Raw genomic sequence first — 25,351 nt, forward strand, 5'->3', positions numbered from 1 at the left:
CCTGAGATTGCTACCGTTCCTTCGGTTGCTGCCGCCCCCGTAGTTACCACACCCGTGGTTGTTGCCCCTGCAGTTGTTGCTACTCCTGCAATTGTTACTGCCCCTGAGGTTGTTACCGCCGCCGCGATTGCCGCCCCTTCGGTTGCTGCCGCCCCTGTAGTTACCACACCCGTGGTTGTTGCTACTCCTGAGGTTGCTACTCCTGAGGTTGCTACTCCTGAGGTTGCTACTCCTGAGGTTGCTACTCCTGAGGTTGCTACTCCTGAGGTTGCTACTCCTGAGGTTGCTGCCCCTGTGGTTGCTGCCCCTGTGGTTGCCGCCCCTGTGGTTGCCGCCCCTGCGGTTGCTGCCCCTGCGGTTGCTGCTCCTGCGGTTGCTGCTCCTGTGACACCTGCGACCGCTGAGTTTGTTGCAGTGTCAGAGCGCATGGCTATACCAGGGCTTGAGCGTATCTATTTCAAATTCGATTCCCACTCCCTTGATGACGAAGCCAAACGCGTCATTCGACAGAATGTTGTGTGGCTGCAGGCAAATCCCGACATTAAAATTTTCGTCGAAGGGCACTGTGACATGCGCGGTTCCGATACCTATAATTTGATTTTGGGGGAGAAGCGCGCCAAGGCTGCCACTGCCTACCTGCTGACCCTCGGTATTGCCGCCGATCGTATCTCCGTTATCAGTTATGGCGAAGAGAAACCTCTCGATTCGACTTCGGGTAAGGCGGCCGCGGCTAAAAACCGCCGTGCCGAGTTTGTGCAACAGTAGAGGTTGCGAAATCTATTCAGGAGGAAGAAGTCAGAATCAGAATACTGATAAGATTTTAAATCCGCGGGAAGAGTCGGGGCAGACAACAAGGAGCCTTCTTCAGAAATTCCCAAAGGAAGCGTGCGAGGCTGGATAAATATAACTGTTTTTGATGTGGGGGACGCTCAGGCTTGTGACAGCTAGGCGTCCCCCTTTAAATTTTTGTGGGCCCCATGTCCCCCTTTATGGTAATAATTATTCATCGAAAATATTTTAATCCCTTGATTCTACGGTGATTTGCCGTAGATCCCATAAAAATTTTTTTCTCGGATGCTCTGCATTTTGGAAGATAACTTGCATAGAGTTGCTAGTTCGGATCAGTCCCTGTCTCCGGGAAGTAAGTTTCTCCTGGAGATAATAGCGGCCTCGAAAGGATGACAGCTCGATGAAACTCCCCCTCCTTCTTATTCCGGTGCTTGGCCTTTTATTCTTGGCTCCGTTCGAAGTCCAGGCCGATTCCTGTGTGACGGCCCAATGCCATCAGTCCCTTCGCTCCCTCGCTTACCAGCATCAACCCGCCGTCGATGGAGAATGTCTCTCCTGCCACGCCCGGATCGCTGCGGAGCATCCGGGCACGGGTAGTAAAAGTTTTAAACTGGTTGAAAAGGGGGCGGCCCTCTGTTACCAGTGTCATGATGTGCAGAACAAAAAAAAGGTGGTCCACGCTCCGGTTGCGGAGGGTGATTGCACCACTTGTCATAATCCACACGGGGCAGCAAATCGCTTTCTTCTCGATGTCGGCGAAGATCAGTCCGGGCTCTGTTTCGATTGCCATGACAATGAATCCTTCAATCGTCAGTCTACGCACGGTCCGGCCGCCGTCGGGGCCTGCACGGCCTGCCATTCCCCGCACCAAACCGATCATAAATCGCTGCTTAAGCAGCCCCTGCGCGAGCTTTGTCTGGATTGTCATCAGGATTTCTCCCAACAGATGAAAGCCGCGCCGGTTGTCCATCCGCCGGTGCAGAAAGGGCCCTGCACCGACTGCCACGACCCCCACTCCGCCACTGCTCCATTTGTTCTGAAAAAAAAGATGCCGGATCTCTGCTTTGAATGCCACGCCAATGTCGGGGAGCGACTGAGCAAAGCCAAATACAAACATAAGCCCATCGACCAGCAGGGAAGTTGCGGCAGTTGTCACTCCACCCATTTCTCCAAGGCCAAGGGACTTCTTCCGTCCGGGGAAAAGAGCCTGTGCCTCAGTTGTCACGGTGGAGACAATCGCGGAACTCCGCCGCTGAAAAATATCAAGACACAGCTGCAGGACAAGAAGTACCTCCATGGTCCCCTTGCCGACGGCACCTGCACTCCCTGCCATGACCCTCACGGTTCCGATAACTTCCGGATGCTGACCGGCCCTTATCCCCAGGGAGTGTATTTCCCTTATCAAGAAGGCGCCTACGATTTCTGCTTGCAATGCCACGACCCGAAGTTGTTGAAATTTGCGGAGACCTCCATTTACACCAATTTTCGGGACGGCAACCGAAACCTCCATTTCGTTCATGTAGCCGATAACCGCAAAGGGCGGACCTGCCGTCTCTGCCATGACCATCATGCCAGTAATGGGGAGAAGCTGATCAGTCAGGGGGGATTTCCTTTCGGCGGCTGGAATATTCCAACCCGTTTCCAAAAGACCGAGAGCGGCGGCAGTTGCGCTTCCGGTTGCCATCGCCCCCTGCAGTACGACCGGAATGCCCGGTAAAAGCAGCCTGTTGTCAATAAACGGCTGGACATCTTAGTCAGGACACAAACAACAAGGAGTAGATTCCAATGCAAAAAAGAAATGGTTTAACCTCCCTGAAAATTCCCGCCGGCAAATTGTTTTGTTGCGCATTCTTCCTGTTACTGGCGCTCAGTGGTTGTGCCGCCAAAGCTGAAAAGAAAGTCGAGACAGTCTTTTATCCTCCGGCACCCAACGCGCCCAGAGTTCAATTTCTGAAATCGATTAATAACTCCGCCGATGTCGAGGAAAACAAGAAAGATTTTTCTTTGTTTGTTGTGGGCAAGAACAACAACGCCAAGCAAGTTCAGGAGATTCTCAAGCCTTATGGGGTCGCTTATGCAAAGGGCAAGATCTACATTTGCGATATGCAGACACCGACCATTGTCATCATGGATCTTGAGGCGAAAACGTTTGAGACGCTCCAGGGCAATAAGGGCGTCGGGAAATTAAAGAAGCCGATCAACTTGGCGGTTGATGAATCCGGGAATATCTACGTAGTGGATAACATCAGGAAAGAAATTCTGAAGTATGATGCAGCGGGGCAGTTCCTGCAGGTTTTTGGTGCGGGGATCGTCAATAAACCCGCAGATATAGCTCTGGATGCCAACAACATTTACATACTAGATCTGGGCGATAGCGACATCAAAGTGCTGGACCGCAAGAGTGGGCAATTAATTCGTAAGATCGGCAAGACGGAAGGAACGATTCAGGGCCTTTCCATCCCGACCAATATTGCATCGGACGGGAAAGGGGTTTTTTATACGACGAACGTCGGCACCGGTAACATCCTCAAATTGGACAGAGACGGCCACATTCTCGGGAGCTTTGGCAAAGTTGGCGATGCCTTTGGTGAATTTGTCCGCCCCAAAGGGGTGGCGGTCGATTCCAGTGGCCGCATTTTCGTCGTTGACGCCGGCCACCAGAATGTGCAGATTTTCAACGAGGAATTCCGCTTGCTGATGTTCTTCGGCAGCAATCAAGGCAAGCCCGGCGTGATGAATCTGCCCGCGGGAATTACCGTTACATCTGATAATCTCGAGTATTTTCAGACATTGGCGGCCCCGGGATTTGTCCTTGATACAGTGATTATGGTTACGAACCAGATGGGTCCGGACCGGTTGTCTATTTACGGCCTCGGGGCCATGGCAGATAGCGCCACTTTGCCGGCCGAAGCGGAGCAGGGGAGCGATTCCGGGCTCCCGGTCAAAGGGAAATAGTCCTGATGAAAAAACGTGATCTCGCAATCCTTGTGGGATTTTCCCTTTGTGTTTTTTTCGGTGGATGCGATTCCGTCAACCGTCACAAAGTGTTGACGACGATCTTCGATGGCGTCCCCGCTCCCCCCCCGCCTGGGCAGGTCTGCGAGGAATATGCCCAACAACGGCTCGCAGCGGCTCTTGCTGGTGGCGATGGAGAGACAGTGAACCCGGCCACTTTGCAGGCCGGGTCGGAGCATCCTCCTTACCGGGACAAACATTGCGATGATTGTCATGCCCGGACCCAATCGAGCGGCTTTGTCACTGCACAGGTCGAAGACCTCTGCTTTGTTTGTCATAAGGATTTTATCAAGGGGAAATATGTCCATGGGCCGGTGTCGGCCTCTGCCTGTCTCTTTTGTCATGATCCCCATTCCAGCCGCAATCCCGCGCTTTTAAAGGCGGAAAAGAGTGCAATTTGCCAGGAATGCCACAATGAAGCGCGTGTGGCTGCCGGTATGCACAATATGGTTTCGAGCCGAAATATCGAATGTGTTAACTGCCACAATCCCCATTACGGCAATGCTCCCAATTTTCTCAAGTAGTGTCCATCCGGAAACACCGGATGAGACACTACTTGAGCCTGAGAATTCTGAGAATTCATGACGATCCGCTTTCTCTTTTTTATAATGATTCTGATGATTTTCTCTGCCCCGAATGCGTCGGCGGCAAATGAGGGCTTTTTTCTGTTGGCGAACTTTCGCCAGTCAGCTCACTTGAGTTACAAGTTTGATCGCTATCAGCTCGAAACGAGTACTTCAAGCCGACACACAGCTTATGAAGATTATAGTTTTAAAGGAGATTATGCGATTCTGGATCCGGGTCTTCTTAACGGGAACTTCACCCTCGGTTTTCGTTTGAAACAAAATTATTACCCGGACAGTTTATACAATCGCTCCTTCAGCGTCGACCGCGGCATCTTTTATGATATCAGAGGGGTCTTTGCGGAAAAGAGTGCATATCCCCTCGGGTTTTTCCTGAATTCGAAACTGGAGGAGATAGCGGATGGTTTCGGCCGGAATTATCAGCTGGACACCCGGAATTGGGGATTGAATCAGACCCTGAAAAGCAACTTTCTCCCCAGCACTGTCACTTTTATCCGGACGGAAAATGAAACGGAGGGGTTGGCGGTCGACCGACAATCCACCCAGGACAACCTGACCTTCAGCGTCAAGCATAACCTCCGTATCAGTGAGACCAATTTTGAAGTCCTTTTCTCCCGGGAAGACTTCGCCGCCCCCGGCATCAACGAAAAAGGATTCCGCAAGTCCTCCGAATTCAATCTACACAACAAGCTGGACTGGCAGGACGGCGACAAGACCCGTAACCTCAGTTCCATCCTCAAGTATTGGCAGTCGATCGGCCTTAATGACCGCACAAGTTTCACCTGGAGTGAAAACCTGTACTGGGATCTTGGTAAAGCCCTGCGTTCGGGATTGTCCTACGGTTTCAGTGATTCTGAATCCGGTCCGAACCAGAGACAGTCCAATACCGGGCGGGCCTGGCTCCGGCACGAGCTCTACAAAAGCCTGACCACCAACCTGGAAGGATCCGCCCGGGAGGTCCGTTTCTTCCCGGGATCCGAACAGCAGCTGGGCGCTCAGGCCTCGCTCGGGTATCGCAAGATCCTGCCGGCCCAGAGCCTGCTCAGCGCCAATATTCATAGTCAGTATCAGATCTCCGAACGTGACTTTGCCGCCGCCAGGCTGACCTTTTTTGATGAACTTCACACCGTAAGTTTCACGGAGCCGCTCTTTTTGGAGAACCCTGACGTCATTCCGGGGAGCGTGGTCATTTGGAATCAGAATCCCGCAATTCAGGTGACTCCTTATATTGAAGAGGTCGATTTCCGATTGATCCAGAGCGGCGATCAGACCGAGATCGTGGTGTCCGGCTTCGATCTCAGCAATATCATCCCCGAGGGGACAATTCTGAGTATCAGCTATGACGTGGTGGTCGATCCTGATGTCAAATTTGAATCAAAAAGTTGGGGGACCGATGCCCAGTTGCGCTTGTGGGAAAATCGCTTCCGCTTTTATGGCAGCTACGACCAGAGTAAAAATACCATGCTTTCCGGGGAGCGCAGCAAGGTCGGGCTTGAGAACCTCAGGACGATCTTTCGCCTGGGTGCTGAAGCAAAGACGAGAGGTTACACCCTGTCCGGCGAATACGTGAATACCGACTCCGTCACGACCCGCTCCCAGTCCCTGATCGGCCGCCTTCATTACGCCGGTGAGTGGCAGAACGGAAAAACGACCTTTTATCTTGAAAACCGTTTTTGGTGGTATGATGTCGCTGCCGGCCAGCGCGCAATCGAGGACCGCAACACCCTGAAAATTGGGGGGAATTACCGTAAAACCATTTTCGGCAATGTTGTTTTTTCTACCTGGGGCAGCTACCTGACGTCGATGGGATCGGTAGACAGCCAGCTGGTCAACCTTGGCGGCGATGTGCGTTGGCAATACCGCAACCTGGTCTTCGCATTACGGGCATGGTCAGGATACAGACGCTTTAGCGGCGACTGGGCCAGTGAAGAGCATCTCCGATTTGATCTCACCCGTTATTTCTAGAAATGTTCAGCAGTATCCACCCTGCCGGCGCGCTTAAGCGATTGCATCAGGCCCGGCGACGAAAGAGAATGAACCTTCCCATGACCTGGAAATCATGCTGAAAATCACCTGGCCGCGACTGTGGCGCTCTCGCTTTACCCTCCTGCTGGTTGGAGCTGTCTGCACTGTCCTTGCGGCATGTGCCGCACCGGCGGGGCTGCGTTCAAGTGTCGACAGTCCAGTTCTGCAGTGGCCGGCGCCCCCCGCCCCCGCCAGCATCGAATGGGTCCAATCCGTCGAAAACTACATTGATGCCGGCATCAGCAAAGGATTTTGGGGGAAATTAAGGGACGTACTGGCCGGCAGCGCCGATTCCAGCCTGGGCCGGCCTTACGGTGTGCACCTCGACCGCCAGTCCCGCCTGCTTATTGTCGATTCCGGTTCCGCCGTTCTTCATCTTATGGATATGAAACGCAATGAGTACACGATTATCGGCCGCGGACCGGGGCGCACCTTTCAGCAACCCATTGCAGTGGCCGAAGATGCACAGGGAGATCTCTACATCACCGATTCCGCCGCGGGTCTGGTCTATCGTTACAATGCGCCGGAGCAAGGCCTGGTCCCCTTTGTCCGGTTGCAGCGGCCGACCGGCATTGCCTTTAATCCCTTGAATCAGTTACTCTATGTCACCGATACTCTGGCACACCAGATTGTTGCCTTCGATAGCAACGGCAACGAACGCATCCGTCTCGGCGGGCGTGGCGAGAGGGCAGGGGATTTCAACTTCCCGACCGACCTCTTTATCGATCGCCACGGAAAAATCTATGTGACCGACCCGCTGAATTTCCGCATTCAGATATTCTCCCCGACAGGGATATTCCTCACCAGCCTGGGCGGTTCCGACCTCTTTTCCAAACCGAAGGGGGTGGCGACCGATAGTGAAGGGAACATCTATGTTTGTGACGCCATGCTCGATCTCGTCCGGGTTTTCGATGCCGCCGGCAACCCCCTCTTCGATTTCGGCGGACGGGGGATTCACCCCGGAGAATTCTGGATGCCTTCCGGCATTCACATCAATGCTGACGATATGATTCTGGTCACCGATACCTATAACCGCCGGGTCCAGGTTTTTCGCCATTTGCGCAAAGACCAGTCGCCCCCCGGGAAATGAGGTTTTTGAAAAAAGTGCGAACCGGCCGGCTTTATTACCGAATCCGCCGAATCAATAAAAGGTGTTTCATGCGATCTGCGAACATCATAGCGGTAACTTTTCTTCTCCTTCTGGCGATCTTCCCGATGCCTTCCGGTCATTCGGCCAGCGTCCTGGACTCTCCCCATAATCTCTCTGTTGCCAGCACCGCCAGCATAAAATCGACCACCGAAGAGCGCATCTGCATCTTCTGCCATACCCCGCATCACGCCACCCTCATATCTGATCCCAACTATCCGGGTCCGCTATGGAGCCGTGAAGAGAATTTTAACGTCTATACCATTTATGACTCCTCCACTGTCATCAGCCGCTCCGGGCAACCGCAAGGCCCCAGCCGGCTTTGTCTGAGTTGTCATGACGGCACGATTGCCCTCAGTTCCCCGGGAACCGCTACCGCCATGGGCGATCTCGGCAGCTACTCCACCTCTGCGGTCCTCGGTCAGGATCTCAGCGATGATCATCCCATTTCCATGGAATATGCCGCTGATCCCCGGGAATTTCATGACCCGGCCCTGCTGCGACAAAACCGGATCAATCTTTATTACCGCAATGGTGTCATGAATGTTGAGTGCACTTCTTGCCATGACCCGCATGATAACCAGTATGGAAACTTTTCGGTCATGGATACCTCCCTGCAAACAGATGCCCTCTGCACCGCCTGTCACAACAAAGACAACTGGGGCGGCAGCGATCACCAAAGTGGCGGCAGTCGTTACTCTGGCGCAATCCCCGCCGCCGTGGAGAAAAACGGCTGCGTCAACTGCCATGTTTCGCATGGCGCCGAGCAGGGGGAGTCGCTGTTGCAATTGAGTGCTGTCGGCGCCAGCCTTGACAGCAATTGCGTCACGACCTGCCATAACGGCGTCTCCCCCTACAGTGATATTCCCGGCCAGTTTAATCGTACCTACAGTCATCCTCTTGACTACGATGGCGGCGCCACTGCCCATATCGCCAATGAACAGCTGCCCCTGGCCACCGCCAGAAAGCACGTCCATTGCGTCGACTGCCACAATCCCCACCAGGCGCGCTGGCAGGATGCTCCGCTTGATCCGATCAATGCTCCCGCTGTGAACGGTCTCCTCCAGGGGGCTCGCGGGGTCGCCATCAACGGAGAAATGACAACTCCGGCACTTTACGAGTATCAAGTCTGTTTCGGCTGCCATTCGGGAAATGACGCCAAAAACGGCGACTTTAACGATTCCATTCTGCGGGTGCAGCGGGTCTACAACTCTCAGGATCAGTCCGAGCGCTTCGATCCGGCCACCGCCGGCTCTTATCATCCCGTCGCGACCGCCACGACCGGTACCGGCGCCAGCCTGCGTGCAACCGCGAAGACCGATTATATCTATTGCAATAGTTGTCACCAGCCCCACGGCTCAAGCGAGCCGCACCTGCTGCGGGCCGCCAATCCCGACCTTTTTCCCAACCTCCAGGGCACCGACTTCCCCCTTTGTTACGGTTGCCATAATGATGTCTATCTGTTGAACAGTTCTCCTTCGGCGACCTTGCATAACAACCATGTGTCGGGCAGCCACCCTTCAGGGAACAGCGACCAGGTCCCCTGTTCGGCCTGCCACGATCCGCACGGGGTTCCCTTTATTAGCGGTCAAAGCAACGGCGACAGGTCCCAGCTGATTAATTTTGACCGGCGTTACGTTCCGGAGACGGCGGTATATAACGCCTCTCCATCCCCGAGTTGTTCCATCACCGGTCCCGGTACTGATGGCTTGGTCTGTCACCCCGCCTCGGTCACAAACCCGGCGACTTATTAACGTGGGGGTCTATGTATCGTAAAATATCTGCACGGGTTGCCGGATTACTGCTCCTGAGCCTCCTTTTACCTGGAGGGACGACCTTCTCTGCAGAAAAACCGGTGGTCTATTTCGGGGTCAACCTCCGCTTTCAGCCGATCACCATGTATGACCACTACCAGCCGATGTTAGATTATCTGACCCGGAATACTTCCTATAAATTTGAATTAAAGATCAGTCAGGATTACGAAGAGACGACGAAATTTTTGATGGAGGGCAAAATTGACGTTGCTTCCATTGGTGATGGCGGCCAGCTGCGGGCCATGCTGCTCCCCGGAGTTGTTCCGATTGTTTCCCCCCTCAACGAAGAGGGAAAACCATCTTACCGCTCCTGCTTCATCGTCCCCGCCAAAACGACCATTCGCTCTCTACAAGACCTCAAGGGTAAAAATATCGCCTTAGGCTATCACCATTCGACCAGCGGTAATCTTGTTCCACGCAGCATGCTCCTGAAGCAGGGGATACGGATCAGCGACCTCGGCTCCATGACCAATATGAGACATCACAGAGATGTGGCGACGTCTGTACTGAAGGGGAAGTACGATGCCGGTTTTGTCAAGGAGAGTGTGGCTAATAGTATGAAAAAAGATGGTTTGCAGATTCTTTCCTGTTCGGACGAACTCCTCTCGATTCCCCTGCTTGCCCGCCCCGGTCTGTCAGCGCAAGTGATCAAGGAGCTGACCTCCGCTTTGGTGAAACTCGATCACCGCAATCCTCAAGACCGGAAGATGATGGAAAATTGGGACATAGAATACCAGTATGGTTTCGTCCCGGCCGCGACGATTGACTACGCGCCGCTGACCACGATGTACAAACGCATCCCCTACGGGTGCGGGTCAGGTTGTCATAAATGAAGAAGCCCCGGATAGTGAGCATCAAGACGAAATATTTTTTTATATCGGCGTTGATTGTCGCGTTGTTTTCTGTCTTTTGGGGCGGGATGGTCATCAGTAACGAGAAAGCCCGACTGGAGACAGATCTGAAGAGTCGGGGCCTGATCCTGTTAACGTCGCTGCGCAGCCCGATTGTCAATACCCTGATCTTGCAGGAGGTCGGCCTGAAGACCGATCTGCTCGAGAATTATGTTGCGGAACTTATCAAGAATCCGACCCTGCCGGTCGTACACGCTTTTATCACCGATGTGGACGGGAATGCGGTTGCCCATAGTAATCCCGATGCTTACGGCGTGCAGTTTGTCGATCCCCTGACGCGCGGCGTTCTGACCAGTAATACCTTTCTCAGCGCGAAGCTGTCCGATGAACGTGGCAATGTTCTGGATATGGCCTTACCGTTAGCGGTCGAAGGCAAGAGCTGGGGGGCGCTGCGGGTCGGTCTCTCCATGGCGCCGGCGGAGAGAGAGTATCAGTTCTTTAAAATGCGGATTGTCTTCTTCGCCGTCCTTATTTTTCTGGCGTGCGTGGCTATTTTCTTTACGGTTGGTCGTGCCATGGCGCGGCCGTTGGAGCAGTTGACACGGGACATGACCAATATCGATTTTGGAGCATTCGAAATCACCTCATTACCGCCAAGAAACGACGAAATCGGCTTATTGCAGGAAAGTTTTTCGAATATGATGAGCCGCCTCAAGCGGAGTGAAACAGAGCGGGAGAATACCCTCAATTACGTAATCCAGAATGAAAAGATGGTGAGCATCGGCAAGATTGTTGCCGGCGTGGCCCATGAAATCAATAACCCCCTGGCGGCCATCTCCGCCTGTGTTTACAAGATGGAGGACAGGATCCCGCCAGAAGCAAAGAATTGTTTGGAAATTTTCAAGATCGCTGTGCAGCGGATCGAAACAATTGTTTATCAACTTGCGGATTTCAGCCGGGCAGGGAGTCTCGAACTCCAACTGGTCCCGAGTGACCAGTTCTTCCGTGAAGCGGAATTCTTTGCGACCATGGCGCTGAAGAAACAGCCCTCCCACTTTGTCGCCATCGACGAGTGCCGGCCACCGGTGGTTTTGCATATCGACAAGGGGAAGATGCACCAGGTGGTCCTCAACCTGCTGTCCAACGCAGCGGCGGCGTCACCCGTCACCGAACCGGTCGAAATCCGCAGCCGGGTCAGTGATGGCACTTACATCCTGACGGTCAGGGATAAAGGTGCGGGGATCAGCGCCGCAGACCGGGACAGAATCTTCGATATCTTTTTTACGACCAAGCCGACCGGGGAAGGGAGTGGCATCGGCCTCGCTATCTGTAAAAGTATTGTCGACCTGCATCACGGGACGATCGAGGTTGCCAGTCGGCCCGGCGAAACGATTTTTACGGTAGCGATTCCATTGATGAATGAGGTCGGCAATGCATAATGTCAGGCTGTTGCTGGTCGAGGATGACCCGCTTTTCGGAAAAGCGCTCCAGGAGGTCATCACCGGCGCCGGCTATAACTTGCGCCTGGCCGTGAATGGCGCCGAAGCGCTGGCGGTTGCCGCCGAAGAGAGTTTCGATCTGGTCATTCAGGACATCAAACTTCCTGACGCCAATGGTCTCGATATTCTGCGTGAAATCCTTTTCCGCCAGCCGCATTGTGGTGCCCTGGTCATGACCGGCTACGGCACGATCGATGATGCCGTCAAGGCGATGAAGCTCGGAGCCTTCGATTTTCTGACGAAACCTTTTCCGATGGAGGTGCTTTTTCTCAAAATCGAGAGTTTTCTTGAAATGAAGGGTATCGACGACAAGAACGGACCGCAGAAAAAATCCTCAGCCTTTAACAACATCATCACCCGCAGTCCCGCCATGCTGGCGGCGCTGGAGATCGCGGCCAAGGTTGCGAAAATGTCTACCTCGATTCTGTTGCAAGGAGAGAGCGGCACCGGCAAAGAGCTCGTGGCTGCAGCGATCCATCAACTGAGTCCGCGGCAAAAGGGACCCTTTGTTGCGGTGAACTGTGCCGCCATCCCGGCGACCCTCATTGAAAGTGAGCTCTTCGGTGTCGAGAAGGGGGCTTTTACCGGGGCGGACAAGGGGCGAGCGGGTTATATTGAAAAGGCCGTCGACGGCACCCTCTTTCTTGATGAAATCGGTGAGTTGCCCTTGAGCCTGCAGGGGAAGCTGCTGCGGGTGCTGGAGGAAAAGGGGGTCGCCCGGGTCGGGGGCACACAGGTCCGCAGTCTCGATTTTCGTCTGATCTGCGCCACCAACCGCAATCTCCACGGCATGGCGAAACGCCGGGAATTCAGGGAAGACCTTTTATACCGGATCAACGTCGTCCCGGTCCGGCTCCCGCCCTTAAGAGAGCGCAGCGAAGACATTCCCCTGCTTATTGCCCGTTTTCTCGACCAGTTCAGCGCAGACCCGTCCGCCAGGCCGGAGCTGATGCCGGATGCCCTCGAAATATTGAGCTGTTACAGCTACCCCGGCAATATCCGCGAGTTGAAAAATATCATGGAAATGATCTCTCTCCTTTATCCCGGAGAAAAGATCAATGCTTACCGTTTGCCAGGGGAGCTCCAGTCGCCCGGCGTCATCGGCAGCACCTTTGAACAGTTTTCCGTTGGCCGCCCTTTGAAAGAGGCGGTGACCGAGTATGAAAAACGCTATATCGAAAAGGTGGTCGATTATACCGGTGGACACAAAACCCTGGCGGCCAAGATGCTTGGCCTTTCCCGAAAGGTCCTTTGGGAGAAATTGAAAAGCAAGGACAAGTAAGTCTCTTCATCCAGTTATGATGATCACATTGGGCAGACCGCAAGGCCTGCTCTTTTTTTCATTGAACCTCTGGTGATCCCGGTAGGTGAAGAGGTGAAGTCATTGGGTGTAATCGGGCCCAATGGTTTTTCAGTCAAAAGCAGGAGTTGTTACGAAAGTGTAACAATTTTGATAGGGAATAGTTATAAAAAATAAATCAATTTAATAAAGAATTTTTTATAATCCAACTAATTCACTCAAGAATAAGGAGGCCGGCGTTGATCTTCACCCTAAAAGTGAAGATCAACGCCGGCCTCCTTATTTATTTACTAATTTACTTTTGTATTAAGTATCTAAAATCAAATGACTAATTTCCATTTTTAATAAAAAGCAAAAAAATAAAACTAAGTCCTTGGTATGGGGTTTGCTCTCTCCTCTAGTCAGGAGACTTAGGTGCCGGTTTCAAATCACTACATGGTGGTACCGACATCATCTTTTGGATAGGTCAGCACAACGCCTGAGATAAGGGCAGAAAGGAGGCCGAAGTTACGGTTTAAAGTGGAAAGGATGCAAAGGAGGCGTTTTTTTGTATCCGCGAGTGATGCCTTGGAACATCAACAAAAACAAAATGGAGGAACACAAAATGAAGAAATTTGTAGCTGCATTTGCCTTGGTCGCTCTTAGTGCCAGCCTGGTTATGGCGGCAGGGGAGCCGGGAACCGGTGTTCTCGGTTCGGTTCATGACATGAGAGCGTCCGCCGGCGCCGTCGATTTCGGCGGTAACGACCGGGTTTGCGCTTTCTGCCACACCCCTCACCACGCGTATCAGGATGCCGATCCCAACGCTTACTACCCGCTGTGGTCCCGGCAGTTGGACACGGAAAGTTTTGACCCCTACACCAGCCCGACCATCAACGCTTCTGATTACTACTATGCCGACATCGCCGTCGGCCCGACCCGTCTGTGCATGAGCTGCCACGACGGTTCGATCGCTCCGGATCAGCACTACAACTTTGACGGTGTGGTCGCTCCTTTGTCTGGCGACAGCTGGGGCCAGGCCGGCGTCGGCGCCGGCAACAAACTGACCGACGATCATCCCCTCGGTTTCAATTATAATGAAGTGGCTGTTGGTCCCGTTACCGGTTCTCCGGCGAGTATTGTTGTGCAAGCTTACGAGGATACCTGGATTCGTGAAGCCGCCAGCGGTGCGCTTGCGTATGCGGGGAATACCTTTGGCATGAAGGTTGTCGACCGTCTTTATCAGGGGCAGTACATGACCTGCGCCACCTGCCATGACGTCCACAACCGGATGAACATGGACGAAGCGACTGCTACTGCCAACTATCTGGTGCTGTCGCCGCAGGCCGATTCCGCGCTCTGCTTGACCTGCCACATCAAGTAAGGGAAGGAAGAGGAGGCCGCCCTGCGGTCTGACTCGACCGGGTCCGCACCGGGTGCGGGCTCTCCTCTGCGGAGCCACTGAATCATTTAAAAAGGAGCTAAAAATGCGCAAGCACGGACGTTTATTTATAGTCGCGCTTCTGCTGTTGCTGGCACCATCTCTCGCCAGTGCCTGGATTTTGCAGTACCAGGGGCAAGGGAGTAGCAGCGACGGAAGTGCAACAATCTACTTTCAGGATGCCACGACCAATGTCGTCCTTGACACCGCAAACGCGGCCACTTATGTCAAGGCATTGAAAGGGGGACAGTCGGTTGTTTCGCTGTCCGGCCCGGCAAAGGCCACGGTTGTACTGGCCACCAATATCTCCGCCACTGTTACCATTGACGGCACTCCGAGCGTGCAAACTGTCAGCTCGGCGGAGTATCCTCTCCCGGAAACTACGGTCAAGATGATCGCTGCCTGGGGTCAGGCCGCTTCGGCCAAGGGCAATGTCTCTATCGTCAAGACCACTGGTGGCAGCACCCTGGTGCAGTATGGCACTGTCAGCACCATGACCGGCTATAACGGTCTCGCTTTCGGCTCCACCGTTAATGTCAAGGCCTCCCCGCGCAGTGACTATCAAGTCACCGGGATTACCGTCTCCAAACTGGCGGCTGGTGAAACCGTCCCCGTCGTTACTAACCCGGCGTTTTCGACGGTTGGCGCCGGCGTACCGGTAACGGTCACCGGCGTTGTGGTTGACACTGCTTCTGTCAGCGTCTCCGCATCGTATGCTTTGGTCGCCAATGCTAAAGCTTTTCTCTCGGCACCGCTCAAGGCCGTTGTCGGCCAGACGGTGACTCTGAGCGCTGTTGGCAGCACCAGCAATGATCCTTCGGTCACCTATCAATTTAAGGTGGGCGGAGTAGAGGCGCAGAATACAACAGTTAAAACTTACACCTTCACCCCGACAGCGCCCAGCACCGGGCTTGCTATTGAGCTGAATATTTTAGACGGCACGACTCCTCTGGCGACCAAAACCGCCACTGTCCAGGTTGTCACCGCCGGTGAACTTTCCCAGAACCTCTGTCTCGGCTGCCATAGCGGCAGCACCCCGACAGTTGTTGCGCAAGTCAATGCGTCCAGCCATGCTGCAGTTAGCTGCGCTGACTGTCACAGCACGGCACCACACAACACCTTGACCGATCAGCCGCGGATGGTCGATGCCGCTGCCGTCATGACCGGTGGCTGTGCAGAATGTCACACAACGAAGTCTGACGCACAATTGAAGGTGAACCCCTTCAACAGCGAGATCTCCGAGCGCTTTGTTACCAGCCGTCACGCGGTTCAGTCGGCCCGTAACGCCTATTGCTCGGCCTGTCACAGCCATGAAGGTTTTGTGGCTCGCATCGGCAACGATAAAATCACCACCAATGCCGAACTGGCAACCAGTTACACGGCCGCAAATATTGACGTGTATGCTCTCCCCGTTGGCTCCAGCACCATCGCTGGCGTTAACCGCAAGCAGTGCTCCACCTGCCACAGCGAACACGACTTTGGCCTGCGTGGCGCAGGCGACGAAGTAGCCACTGGTCTGCTCCCGTCCAATGGTGCGACGTTTGCCGTCGACACGACCCGGACCGTTTACTCGGCCGAGTTTAACCTCTGTACCGCTTGCCATATGGTCGATCTGACCGCAACCTTCGTGCCTGAGGAAGGTTATGGCGGACGCGGAATGTTCACCTATGAACTCTCCGAAAAGTATTCCAGCGCTAATCTGATGCCTGCAGGTGCTACGACCTTTGACCTGACCAAGGCGCCGTTCTACCATGACGGTGTCAGCGGTTCCGGCCGTACCTTCGTCGATACGCACTTCAGCGGGACCATCATGCAGCATCTGACCAAATTCGACGGGTCCACCACGGACATTGAGCTTGTCGGTTACAACATCAATGCCGGTAGCGCCAATGCCTGTACCATCTGTCACGATCCGCACACCGCCGGCAAGATGCTCGACGTTGGCGCCGGCACCACCGTGGCTGTCGATGACAACAACAACAAAGCTATCTCCTTTGCACAGGGTCTCGGCGACTTCCACACCGACTACCTCGCCGATCCGTTCTCCCGCGTTCAGACTGGTTGCACTCCGTGTCACACCGGTTCGGCCTTCCCGCGCCTAGCCAATGGTGCGACGGTTGCTGAACTCGGAAGCGCGCCCTGGAGTGTTATCGGCTGCCGCAGCTGTCATGATGTGGCCCAGCCGAACGCTGCCCCCGGGGCCAACAACGCCGCTGCTTTTGAGGCGGTCCGTGAGTTCCCCGCAGGGTACGAGTACAAGTTCAACAACACCAACGCCGCCGTTGTCACCGCTGCAGAGCTTGGCAACAGCGCTATCTGCTTCGAGTGCCACAAAGGTCGCACCGCTGGTGTTCTGCCTGCTACCGATCCGGCTGCCGGCACCACCAACTACGCCATCTCTTACTTGCACTATGCGCCGTCCATGGCCATCCTCTTTGGTAACGACTCCAAAATGGCTCTGACCTACCCCAACAAGACCTATGCCGGGCGGATGACGCACTTTGATGGCACCACCAAGTTCAACTGCACCGATTGCCACAATGTCCACACCGGCAAGGACGTCATGTATGACAGCACCTCTTGCAACACTTGCCATAATGCCGGCTCCGCGAATCTGAGCAAAGATGCTCTGGCTCACCGGACCGAGCTCTTCAGTATTCAACTGCTTGACACCATCATGGCGGCAATGGTTGCAGCCGATGGCCAGGTTGGTCTTAATGCTACCTGCCAGACCAAGATCACGGCATTGAAGGGCACTTACCCAAATGTCAACTTCGCCACCGCGAATGAAGAGCTGATGTCTTACATTGCGGAGCGTCAGGCCTACTTCCCGAGTCGCGCCATTGCACACGCTGTCGCTACCTGGAAGATCTTCACCTACGAAGATGGTCCCGAGCATGGCCTGACTCATGGCCATGGCGGCTCCTGGGCGCACAACAGCAAATTCGCCCGTCAGCTCATGTATGACGCTATTGAATCTCTTAATCCTGCCGCTGTGGCCGGGTTAACCCGTCCCTAACAGTGACGGCAGTGTAATGCCCTCGACCGGGCCCTTCGGGGCCCGGTTTTTTTTCAGGCAGGTCCCGGACGACACCTGTTTCGCTGCCGCGTGGCATCACAACAAACGAACCCACCGTGTGATCCTGCCCGACAAATACTTCAACTATAAAAAACACGAGAAGTGTGCTATATTTCAGACTATTTTTGCAGTAAGATCAGGGTGGGTCATGTGCCACCGTTTTTAGGGCCGCTTGATTTTGAATGCCCGGAGAAGGCGGTAAAACGAGGTGAAAAATATGTCCGAATTACAAAAGCACCCCGACGGCCCATGGTGGCGCAGTAATCTTCTGGCGTTGGTCTGTATTCTCGTCTTCGGCGCGATCCTTTATGGTCACACGCTCAATGCCCCCTGGTATCTGGATGACGAGAGGGCCATTCTCGAAAACACGACCATTCACCATTTGGATCAGGCCCTTGTAGACCTCCTTTCCATGCGCGGTCTCGCCAACCTGACCTTCGCCCTCAACTACCGTTTCGGCGGCACCGAGGTCAGCGGCTATCACCTGGTCAACATCGCCATCCACCTGCTGAGCTCCTGTTTGGTCTTTTTTATTCTCAAGCGGGTATTTACCGGTCGTCCCCTCCTCGTCCTCGGCGGTGCCCTGCTCTTTGTCGCCCATCCCTTGCAGACCCAGGCCGTCACTTACATCGTTCAGCGCATGACCAGTCTCGCTGCTCTCTTCTTTTTTCTCGCTCTCTTCCTTTATATCCGCGCACGGGAGACGCAGGAGAGCGCGACCGGAACAGCCCCGACCCGTTCGTGGCTGTTCTATGGAGGGGCTCTCTTTTGCGGCGCGCTGGCGGTGTATACCAAGCAGAACGCTGCGGTGCTGCCGCTCGCACTTATCCTCTTCGACCGCTATTTTCTTCCGCAAGGGGATAAGAAACCGTGGGCGCGACTCCTGCTGTATGTCGTCCCTTTCTTCCTGGTTCCGTTCTGGCTCGGTGTGCAGAGTTTGCTGATGCCGATGCTCTCGCCGGAAGGTCTCGGCAATATCGGCGGCCTCCCGGACCTGATCCATCTCCGTCACAACTCGCCGCTCAACTACCTGGTGACACAGTTCACGGTCATCTGGATCTATCTTCGCCTCCTTATCTTCCCTTACGGCCTGACTCTTGACTATGACCTGCCGATCGTTGCCAATCTCTGGCACTGGCCCGGCATGGTCGGACTGCTGGGGATCGTCGGCCTGCTGACGGCAGCGACTCTGCTCCGCAAGCGGCAACCGGTTCTCTCTGCCGGGATCTTCTGGTTCTTTCTGACCTTGGCGATCGAATCGTCTATCATCCCCCTTGACCCGGTTTTTGAGCATCGCCTTTATCTGCCGATGTTCGGTTTTGTTTTGGTGGTGATGGGGTGTCTGGCACTTCTTCCGCGTCGTTTCACGATTCCTGCCGTTGTCCTGATCACCGGAGTGGTGGCAGTATTGACCTGGCAGCGCAACGCTCTGTGGAATGATCCGGTCGCCTTCCTGGAAGACAATCTTCGCAGTGCCCCGCGCAGCGAGCGGGTGCGCCTCGATTTAGGCAATCTCTACCTTAAAGCTAAACGGGTCGACGAGGCGCAGAGAGTGTACGAAGAGGCCCTGGCTATCAATCCCGGCTATGTGCTGATTCACATCAATCTCGCCCGGGCATATGTGGCGCAGAAGGAATATCAGAAGGCGGCAGCCATCCTCGAGGAAGGAATACGCCGCGATCCATCTCACTTCAAGCTCTACAACAACCTGGGAGTCGTCTACAATATGCTCGGCAACTTCCCTTCTGCCGTCGCTACGTTGCAGCGGGCAACTCACATTGAGTCCGGGAATGCCACGGTCTATTTCAACCTTGGCATCGCCTATGACCGCCTCGGTCGCCTCGACGAAGCGATCGCCAATTTCCGGCGCTCGACCGCGCTTGGAAACAGCGATCCGGCCACCCATTTCAATCTGGGACTGGCGCTCCACAAAAAAGGGGAACGGCAATCGGCTCTGCAGGAGTTTCTGGTCGCGTCCCGACTAAATCCGAGCCACGCCGGCAGCCTTTTTAATGCAGGAATGGTCTACATTGAACTCGGCAACCAGATGGCAGCGCGTGATGTGGCGGCGCAGTTGCAAACGCTCAATCCCGGGATGGCCAGGCAACTGGAAAGTCGCATCAACTAGGGCGACTTATATGGAGCAATTTGTGAAGCGTCACGACAGGAAGTGATGAAACAATTCTGGATCAGATATCTGCCCGCCGCCCTGAGAAAAAAAATTGACGGACGAGCTTATCTGCAAAATGTCGTCAGCAATACCGGCTGGCAGTTCGCAGACAACCTCTTGCGCATGGGCGTCGGTCTGATCGTCGGTATCTGGCTGGCGCGCTACCTTGGGCCGGACCAGTTCGGTCTGCTCAGTTACGCTTTGGCCTTTGTCGCTCTGTTTTCAGCTTTTGGCTCCCTTGGTCTTGACGATATCATTGTCCGCGACATTGTCCGCGACCCGGCCTGCAAGAACGAGATCCTCGGTTCTGCTTTCCTCCTGCGGGTCCTCGGCGGGGCAGTCACCTTCCTGTCGGCGACGGGGTCAATCTTTATTCTTCGTCCGGCTGACGGTTTGAGTTTCTGGCTGGTGGCGATCATTGCCGCCGGGGCAATTTTTCAGGCTTTCAACGTCATCGAGTTCTGGTTTCATTCGCAGGTCCAGGCCCGGTATGTGGTCTTTGCCAGGAATGGCGCATTTCTCTTCTGTTCCCTCGTCAAAATCGTCCTTATCCTGGCCGCTGCGCCCCTGCTCACCTTTGCCTGGGTAGCGTTGCTGGAGGTGGTTGTTGGCGCCGCGGGCTTGATAGTTGCTTACAATTCCGGGACAAGTCCCCTCCGGGACTGGCACGGCAATCTGAAAAAGGCGGGGGAGCTTCTAAAAGACAGCTGGCCGCTGATGCTCTCGGGCATGGTTGTCATGGTCTATTTGCGGATCGATCAGGTCATGCTCGGGGAAATGACGGGGAATAAAGAGGTCGGCATCTATTCCGTGGCAGTACGTTTGGCGGAGGTCTGGTATTTTATTCCGTCGGCAATCTACTGGTCGGTTTTCCCCAGCATTGTCGAAGCAAAGGCAGTCAGCGATGAGCTTTTTTACGCGCGACTGCAGAAACTTTACAATCTGATGGCACTGTCATCCTATGCGATCGCTGTACCGGTGACGTTGTTGGCGCAGTGGCTGGTGCCGACCCTGTTCGGCGAAGCCTACGGCCGGGGCGGACTGATGTTGGCGGTGCTGGTCTGGTCGAACATCTTTACCAGTTTAGAGATGGCCAGAAGCTCTTTTTTGACTGCAATGAACTGGACCAGATTGTATCTCTTGACGGTCGTTCTCGGCTGCCTGTTGAATATCCTCCTTAACTGGTACCTGATTCCCAGATACGGCGGTATGGGAGCGGTGATTGCCTCGGTCATCGCTTACTGGTTCGCAGCACACGGCTCGTGTTTCCTCTTCAAACCGCTGCGAAAAACGGGCGGCATGTTGACCAGAGCGCTGCTTTATCCAAAGATTTGGTAGATTTCGGAAAAGATTAAATTGAGCTAGATGACAAAGGAATCGGTGAGCGAAATGAGTTCAGTGCAGACGGCGTTCAGCCTTTATGCAGGCGGTCTTCTGACCGGGGATGTCGCACGGCCCAGTGAAATCGACGAACAGGATTGGCCGCTTGTCCTCCGACTGGCGAGTAAACTTTTTCTTGAGCCGACCCGGACCAGTCGCGATCTGGCCAAGGAGTTCGCATTGTCACGCCCGGAGCTGGTCCGTCTGTACCGGGTCATCAGAAATATCCGGGAGATTCAGGATGCCTGGACCTTCGACTCGCCGCTGCGCCGACGTGTCAGCTTTCTGCGCAGGGAGCTGCAGCCGGAGAATCTCCCTTCCCTCCAATCGATGTTCAACGGCGAGGTGTGCCTGCCCAATCACATTGAGTTTCATCCGGCGCTGATGTGTAATCTGCGTTGCCGGGCCTGTCCCAATATCCAGTCCGACAGCAAGGGGGACTGGCAGTTTCTGGGATATCCCAAGCTCGGTGTGCCCTTGCAGCCCAACCAACTGAATCTGATTGCTGACCTTTTTCTGGAAATGGGCATCAACGACTACAGCTTCGGCGGTGGTGGCGAGCCGTCGCTCTCTGATCTCACCTTAGAAGGCATCGCCCACTTGCACCGCAGTAGCAAGGCGGAAATATCCCTCTATACCAACGGGATTTTCCCGGCCTCCTGGGGTGAGGCGGAATTCCGGACTCTGGTGTCAGGCCTGCACAAGATGCGCTTCAGCATCGATGCGGCAAACGCCCAGGAATGGTCAAGCTACAAGGGCCGGCCAACAGAATTTTTTGAACTCCTCTGGAAAAACATTCAGGCGGTAGTGCAGGCCAAGCGAAAAGAAGCGAGTTCAACGAGAATCGGTGCCAGCTGCCTGGTGTCTGATTTGACCTGCAATGACGTCGAGGTCTTTCTGTTGCGGGCTATGAATACCGGGCTCGATTTCTGTGATATCAAGGCGGTGGAAACCTGTTTCGGCGAGAAGACCGAATATAAAGCCAAAAGCCGGAAGATCAGGGAAGTGCTCGGCGAACTTATCAGCAAGGTTCGCGCTGGCATCTACGCACCGATGGATGTCGTCGTGGATGACAGTCTGTTACGTGACGAAGGGGATCCGACGACTGCCGACGCTGCCCCCAGCCGCTGCTGGATCGCGGTTCGCGGACGCATGCTGACAGTGGGACCGTACGGTGAGCTGTATCCTTGCTCGGACGCGGCGAATCCGGGGGCGGTGGAACGCTGTAATAACAAGTTGATCGGCCAACTCACGGATTTTTCCAGCCTTGACGCTCTGCGCGCGGAATTCACTGCGATCTGGTCGGACAGCCTGTCGCGACGACAGTTGATGTCACGGAACAACTGTTCCTACTGTGTCCCTTCGCATAACAACTACAATACCGCAGTCGACAAACTCTACCAGGACTGGCAGTTCGGCATCATGCCCGAAGACCAGCCATTTGCCGGTGAACCCGACCATTACCATAGGTCTCACGGATCATGAAGACCCCGTGTCCTACCACTCCATGGTTAGGCACGTTCACTGTTATGACTTGAACCCTGTACGTAAGGCTTTGAACATACAATGAAAATTCTCTTGATTGGAATTTATGATGCCAACACTGTCAGTCTGGCGCCGCAAATCTTGGCCGGACGGGCAAAAGAGTCCCCGGTCGCGGCGGATCATGATATCCAGACGTGCGAGTTCTCCATTTTTTCCGATTCCGTCGAATCAATCACCGCCTGCATACAGGACCAGCAGCCGGACGTTGTCGGTTTCAGCTGCTATATCTGGAACTACAGCCTGATCAAAAAAATCACACCACACCTCGATTGCACGATTCTCCTTGGCGGGCCGCAAGTCACCGGCATCGAAAAACAGATCCTGCAATCCAACCCCGAAGTCGATATCATCGTGACCGGCGAGGGGGAGCAGACCTTCCTGGAGTTGCTTGAATATTTTTCCGGTAAAAAGTCCCTGCAAGAAATCCCCGGGATTACGACGAAAGATCTGCAAAATCCACAACACAAGCCGGCCGACCTAAACGCTATCCCGCCTCTGTTCGCCGGGATCTTCGAGCAATATCCCGATATCACCTGGGTCAGCTTCGAGACCTCTCGCGGCTGCCCCATGGGGTGCGGCTATTGTACCTGGGGCTATAACCGTGAAATGCGCTATTTCCCCCTCGATTACGTTTTATCCGAACTGGAAATCATCCTTCGCAATCCGCAAATACGGGAGATCTATCTGTGCGACTCATCGTTGCTCCTCAACAAGCGACGTGCCATGACAATACTGGATCATATTATTCATTCGGGGTCAGACAAAACCATCCGTTATGAGTTTTCCCCGGAACAACTGGACGACGAAATCATTGAACGGATGTTGCAGCTCCCTGCCAGCGAATTCAACTTCGGTATCCAGACCATCAACCCGCCGGCCCTTGCCAGTATCGGCAGGCCTTTCGACAGAAAGCGCTTTGAAGGGAATTTTCAAAAATTCATTCAGGCTTTCCCTGCCGCGCAGATCACGGTCGATCTCATTTACGGATTGCCGGACGATGATATCGAGGGTTATTTGAATTCGCTGGATTACGTCATGACCCTGCCCAGCGTTACCCGCATTTTGACCAATCCACTGATTGTTCTGCCCGGCTCGCGTTTTTTTCGTGACCGGGAGAAATACGGAATTATTCTCGCCGAGGACGATTCGTTTCTGCTCAGGGAAAATAGCACCTTCACTCAAGCCCGGATGCTAGATGCCCGCCGCTACTCTTTTTATGTCAACCTTCTATTTCTAAACTCCGCTCTGAAAAACGCCCTCCTCAAATTTGCCGAGGAGACGCAAACCAGGCCGGTAGAGCGGATGATCGACTTTTTTGGAACGCTCTCTTTTACGCTGGTACAAGGCGACTATCCCTACACCATTCCTTCCGTGAAGGAAGATTTTGAACATCGTAATCGCGTTTTCGGTACGGTCCTCAACCGTTTTCCCGACATTATCGATGCATTTCAGGCATATTCCCACCACCGTTACGATTTCATGCTGCGTTCTTACCCGCAGTTTTTCACGGGTCAATACCATAAATACATAAAGTACGCGGCGGCAACCGGGGAGAAGTAAACCAGGATCTGTACGCCAAAGCGTTGTCTCAATTCGAATATGAGGTCCACCCATGATTCCCGTTAACGAACCACTTCTCAACGGTAACGAAAAACAGTACCTCGCCGAGTGTATCGACACCGGCTGGATCTCTTCCGAGGGCCCCTTCGTCGGGCGGTTCGAGGAGCAAATGGCGGACGTTGCCGGGCGCCGGCACGGCGTTGCCGTCTGCAACGGCACGGCGGCGCTGGAAGTTGCTGTCGCTGCCCTCGACCTGCAGCCGGGGGACGAGGTCATCATGCCGACCTTCACCATCATCTCCTGTGCGGCGGCAGTGGTGCGCCGGGGATGTGTGCCGGTTTTGGTCGACAGCGACCCGGTCACCTGGAACATGAATGTTGCGCAGATCGAAGAACGCATCACCACCCGCACCAAGGCGATCATGGTGGTTCATATCTACGGGCTGCCGGTCGACATGGACCCGGTCCTTGCGCTTGCCAAAAAATATGAATTGAAGATCATTGAGGATGCGGCACAGATGCATGGCCAGACCTACCGGGGTCGTCCCTGCGGCAGCTTCGGCGATCTCAGCGCCTTCAGCTTTTACCCGAACAAGCACATCACCACCGGCGAGGGGGGGATGGTGCTGACGGACGACGATGCCCTGGCGGAAAGCTGCCGGTCGCTGCGCAACCTCTGCTTCCAACCTAAGAAACGCTTCGTCCATGAGGAACTTGGTTACAACTTCCGCATGACCAACCTGCAGGCCGCTCTCGGCGTCGCCCAACTGGAGCGCCTGAAGGAGATTATTGCCCGCAAGCGGCGCATGGGGCAGTTTTATACGGAAAAACTGTTGAGGGTTGATGGGTTAGAGTTGATGCTGGCCCGGACCCATTATGCCGAGAACATCTACTGGGTCTACGGTGTGGTGCTGAAGGACGAGGTGCCATTTGATGCAGAAGAGGCGATGCGCCGACTGGGGCAGAAAGGGATCGGCACGCGACCTTTCTTCTGGCCGATGCACGAGCAGCCGGTCTTCCGGAAGATGGGACTGTTCGCGGGAGAAGGTTACCCGGTGGCGGAGCGACTGGCCCGAAGAGGGTTTTATATTCCGAGCGGCATGGCCTTGACGGATGCGCAGATGAATGAAGTGGCTGGGGCGATGGCCAGACTGATGAAAGATGAGGTGTAAAG

The 25,351-nt window shown here is 54.5% G+C and carries 16 protein-coding genes and 1 pseudogene (1 of these 17 cut by a window edge); all 17 read left to right on the top strand.

Annotation, left to right across the window (positions count from 1 at the left end):
* Positions 1-765 (top strand): annotated as a pseudogene (locus CVU69_05625) (hypothetical protein); it begins 1,560 nt to the left of the window's first position.
* A 424-nt stretch (positions 766-1,189) separates the two neighbouring features.
* Positions 1,190-2,506, top strand: coding sequence for a cytochrome C (locus CVU69_05630; GenBank protein PKN12843.1), 1,317 nt, complete (start codon positions 1,190-1,192; stop codon positions 2,504-2,506).
* Positions 2,507-2,574: 68 nt separating this feature from the next.
* The gene (locus tag CVU69_05635) at positions 2,575-3,744 is read left to right on the top strand and encodes a hypothetical protein (GenBank protein PKN12844.1); all 1,170 of its coding nucleotides are present in this window, start codon (positions 2,575-2,577) and stop codon (positions 3,742-3,744) included.
* Between the two features lie 5 nt (positions 3,745-3,749).
* Positions 3,750-4,328 (top strand): cytochrome C, encoded by a 579-nt coding sequence (locus CVU69_05640; GenBank protein ID PKN12845.1) that lies wholly within the window; start codon positions 3,750-3,752, stop codon positions 4,326-4,328.
* A 57-nt stretch (positions 4,329-4,385) separates the two neighbouring features.
* Positions 4,386-6,353: a hypothetical protein gene (locus CVU69_05645; GenBank protein PKN12846.1), complete on the top strand. Its 1,968-nt coding sequence runs from the start codon at positions 4,386-4,388 to the stop codon at positions 6,351-6,353.
* Between the two features lie 94 nt (positions 6,354-6,447).
* Positions 6,448-7,503, top strand: coding sequence for a 6-bladed beta-propeller (locus tag CVU69_05650; GenBank protein ID PKN12847.1), 1,056 nt, complete (start codon positions 6,448-6,450; stop codon positions 7,501-7,503).
* Positions 7,500-9,314 carry a hypothetical protein gene (locus CVU69_05655; GenBank protein ID PKN12848.1) on the top strand — a complete coding sequence of 605 codons (1,815 nt, stop codon included), beginning with the start codon at positions 7,500-7,502 and terminating at the stop codon, positions 9,312-9,314. The genes CVU69_05650 and CVU69_05655 overlap by 4 nt, the downstream gene beginning before the upstream one ends.
* A gap of 11 nt (positions 9,315-9,325) precedes the next feature.
* Entirely contained in the window at positions 9,326-10,207 is an 882-nt protein-coding gene (locus CVU69_05660) for a phosphonate ABC transporter substrate-binding protein (protein PKN12849.1), read from the top strand.
* Positions 10,204-11,664 carry a sensor histidine kinase gene (locus CVU69_05665; GenBank protein ID PKN12850.1) on the top strand — a complete coding sequence of 487 codons (1,461 nt, stop codon included), beginning with the start codon at positions 10,204-10,206 and terminating at the stop codon, positions 11,662-11,664. The genes CVU69_05660 and CVU69_05665 overlap by 4 nt, the downstream gene beginning before the upstream one ends.
* Positions 11,657-13,006: a sigma-54-dependent Fis family transcriptional regulator gene (locus tag CVU69_05670; GenBank protein ID PKN12851.1), complete on the top strand. Its 1,350-nt coding sequence runs from the start codon at positions 11,657-11,659 to the stop codon at positions 13,004-13,006. Before CVU69_05665 ends, CVU69_05670 begins: the two co-directional genes overlap by 8 nt.
* 580 nt (positions 13,007-13,586) lie before the next feature.
* The gene (locus CVU69_05675; protein ID PKN12852.1) at positions 13,587-14,387 is read left to right on the top strand and encodes a hypothetical protein; all 801 of its coding nucleotides are present in this window, start codon (positions 13,587-13,589) and stop codon (positions 14,385-14,387) included.
* A 103-nt stretch (positions 14,388-14,490) separates the two neighbouring features.
* Positions 14,491-17,463 (top strand): hypothetical protein, encoded by a 2,973-nt coding sequence (locus CVU69_05680; protein ID PKN12853.1) that lies wholly within the window; start codon positions 14,491-14,493, stop codon positions 17,461-17,463.
* A gap of 277 nt (positions 17,464-17,740) precedes the next feature.
* Entirely contained in the window at positions 17,741-19,651 is a 1,911-nt protein-coding gene (locus CVU69_05685; protein ID PKN12854.1) for a hypothetical protein, read from the top strand.
* A gap of 45 nt (positions 19,652-19,696) precedes the next feature.
* The gene (locus tag CVU69_05690; protein ID PKN12855.1) at positions 19,697-21,031 is read left to right on the top strand and encodes a flippase; all 1,335 of its coding nucleotides are present in this window, start codon (positions 19,697-19,699) and stop codon (positions 21,029-21,031) included.
* A gap of 51 nt (positions 21,032-21,082) precedes the next feature.
* The gene (locus CVU69_05695) at positions 21,083-22,558 is read left to right on the top strand and encodes a hypothetical protein (GenBank protein PKN12856.1); all 1,476 of its coding nucleotides are present in this window, start codon (positions 21,083-21,085) and stop codon (positions 22,556-22,558) included.
* Positions 22,559-22,639: 81 nt separating this feature from the next.
* Positions 22,640-24,178, top strand: coding sequence for a hypothetical protein (locus CVU69_05700; GenBank protein ID PKN12857.1), 1,539 nt, complete (start codon positions 22,640-22,642; stop codon positions 24,176-24,178).
* Between the two features lie 52 nt (positions 24,179-24,230).
* A complete protein-coding gene (locus CVU69_05705; protein ID PKN12858.1) occupies positions 24,231-25,349 on the top strand; it encodes an aminotransferase DegT in 1,119 nt (372 codons plus the stop codon).
* Positions 25,350-25,351: the final 2 nt, after the last annotated feature.

The sequence above is a fragment of the Deltaproteobacteria bacterium HGW-Deltaproteobacteria-4 genome (assembly GCA_002841765.1).
Taxonomy (GTDB): domain Bacteria; phylum Desulfobacterota; class Desulfuromonadia; order Desulfuromonadales; family UBA2197; genus UBA2197.

Coding starts and splice junctions, on each gene's coding strand:
- CVU69_05630 (PKN12843.1), top strand. CDS start 1,190: ATGAAACTCCCCCTCCTTCTTATTCCGGTGCTTGGCCTTTTATTCTTG.
- CVU69_05635 (PKN12844.1), top strand. CDS start 2,575: ATGCAAAAAAGAAATGGTTTAACCTCCCTGAAAATTCCCGCCGGCAAA.
- CVU69_05640 (PKN12845.1), top strand. CDS start 3,750: ATGAAAAAACGTGATCTCGCAATCCTTGTGGGATTTTCCCTTTGTGTT.
- CVU69_05645 (PKN12846.1), top strand. CDS start 4,386: ATGACGATCCGCTTTCTCTTTTTTATAATGATTCTGATGATTTTCTCT.
- CVU69_05650 (PKN12847.1), top strand. CDS start 6,448: ATGCTGAAAATCACCTGGCCGCGACTGTGGCGCTCTCGCTTTACCCTC.
- CVU69_05655 (PKN12848.1), top strand. CDS start 7,500: ATGAGGTTTTTGAAAAAAGTGCGAACCGGCCGGCTTTATTACCGAATC.
- CVU69_05660 (PKN12849.1), top strand. CDS start 9,326: ATGTATCGTAAAATATCTGCACGGGTTGCCGGATTACTGCTCCTGAGC.
- CVU69_05665 (PKN12850.1), top strand. CDS start 10,204: ATGAAGAAGCCCCGGATAGTGAGCATCAAGACGAAATATTTTTTTATA.
- CVU69_05670 (PKN12851.1), top strand. CDS start 11,657: ATGCATAATGTCAGGCTGTTGCTGGTCGAGGATGACCCGCTTTTCGGA.
- CVU69_05675 (PKN12852.1), top strand. CDS start 13,587: ATGCCTTGGAACATCAACAAAAACAAAATGGAGGAACACAAAATGAAG.
- CVU69_05680 (PKN12853.1), top strand. CDS start 14,491: ATGCGCAAGCACGGACGTTTATTTATAGTCGCGCTTCTGCTGTTGCTG.
- CVU69_05685 (PKN12854.1), top strand. CDS start 17,741: ATGTCCGAATTACAAAAGCACCCCGACGGCCCATGGTGGCGCAGTAAT.
- CVU69_05690 (PKN12855.1), top strand. CDS start 19,697: ATGAAACAATTCTGGATCAGATATCTGCCCGCCGCCCTGAGAAAAAAA.
- CVU69_05695 (PKN12856.1), top strand. CDS start 21,083: ATGAGTTCAGTGCAGACGGCGTTCAGCCTTTATGCAGGCGGTCTTCTG.
- CVU69_05700 (PKN12857.1), top strand. CDS start 22,640: ATGAAAATTCTCTTGATTGGAATTTATGATGCCAACACTGTCAGTCTG.
- CVU69_05705 (PKN12858.1), top strand. CDS start 24,231: ATGATTCCCGTTAACGAACCACTTCTCAACGGTAACGAAAAACAGTAC.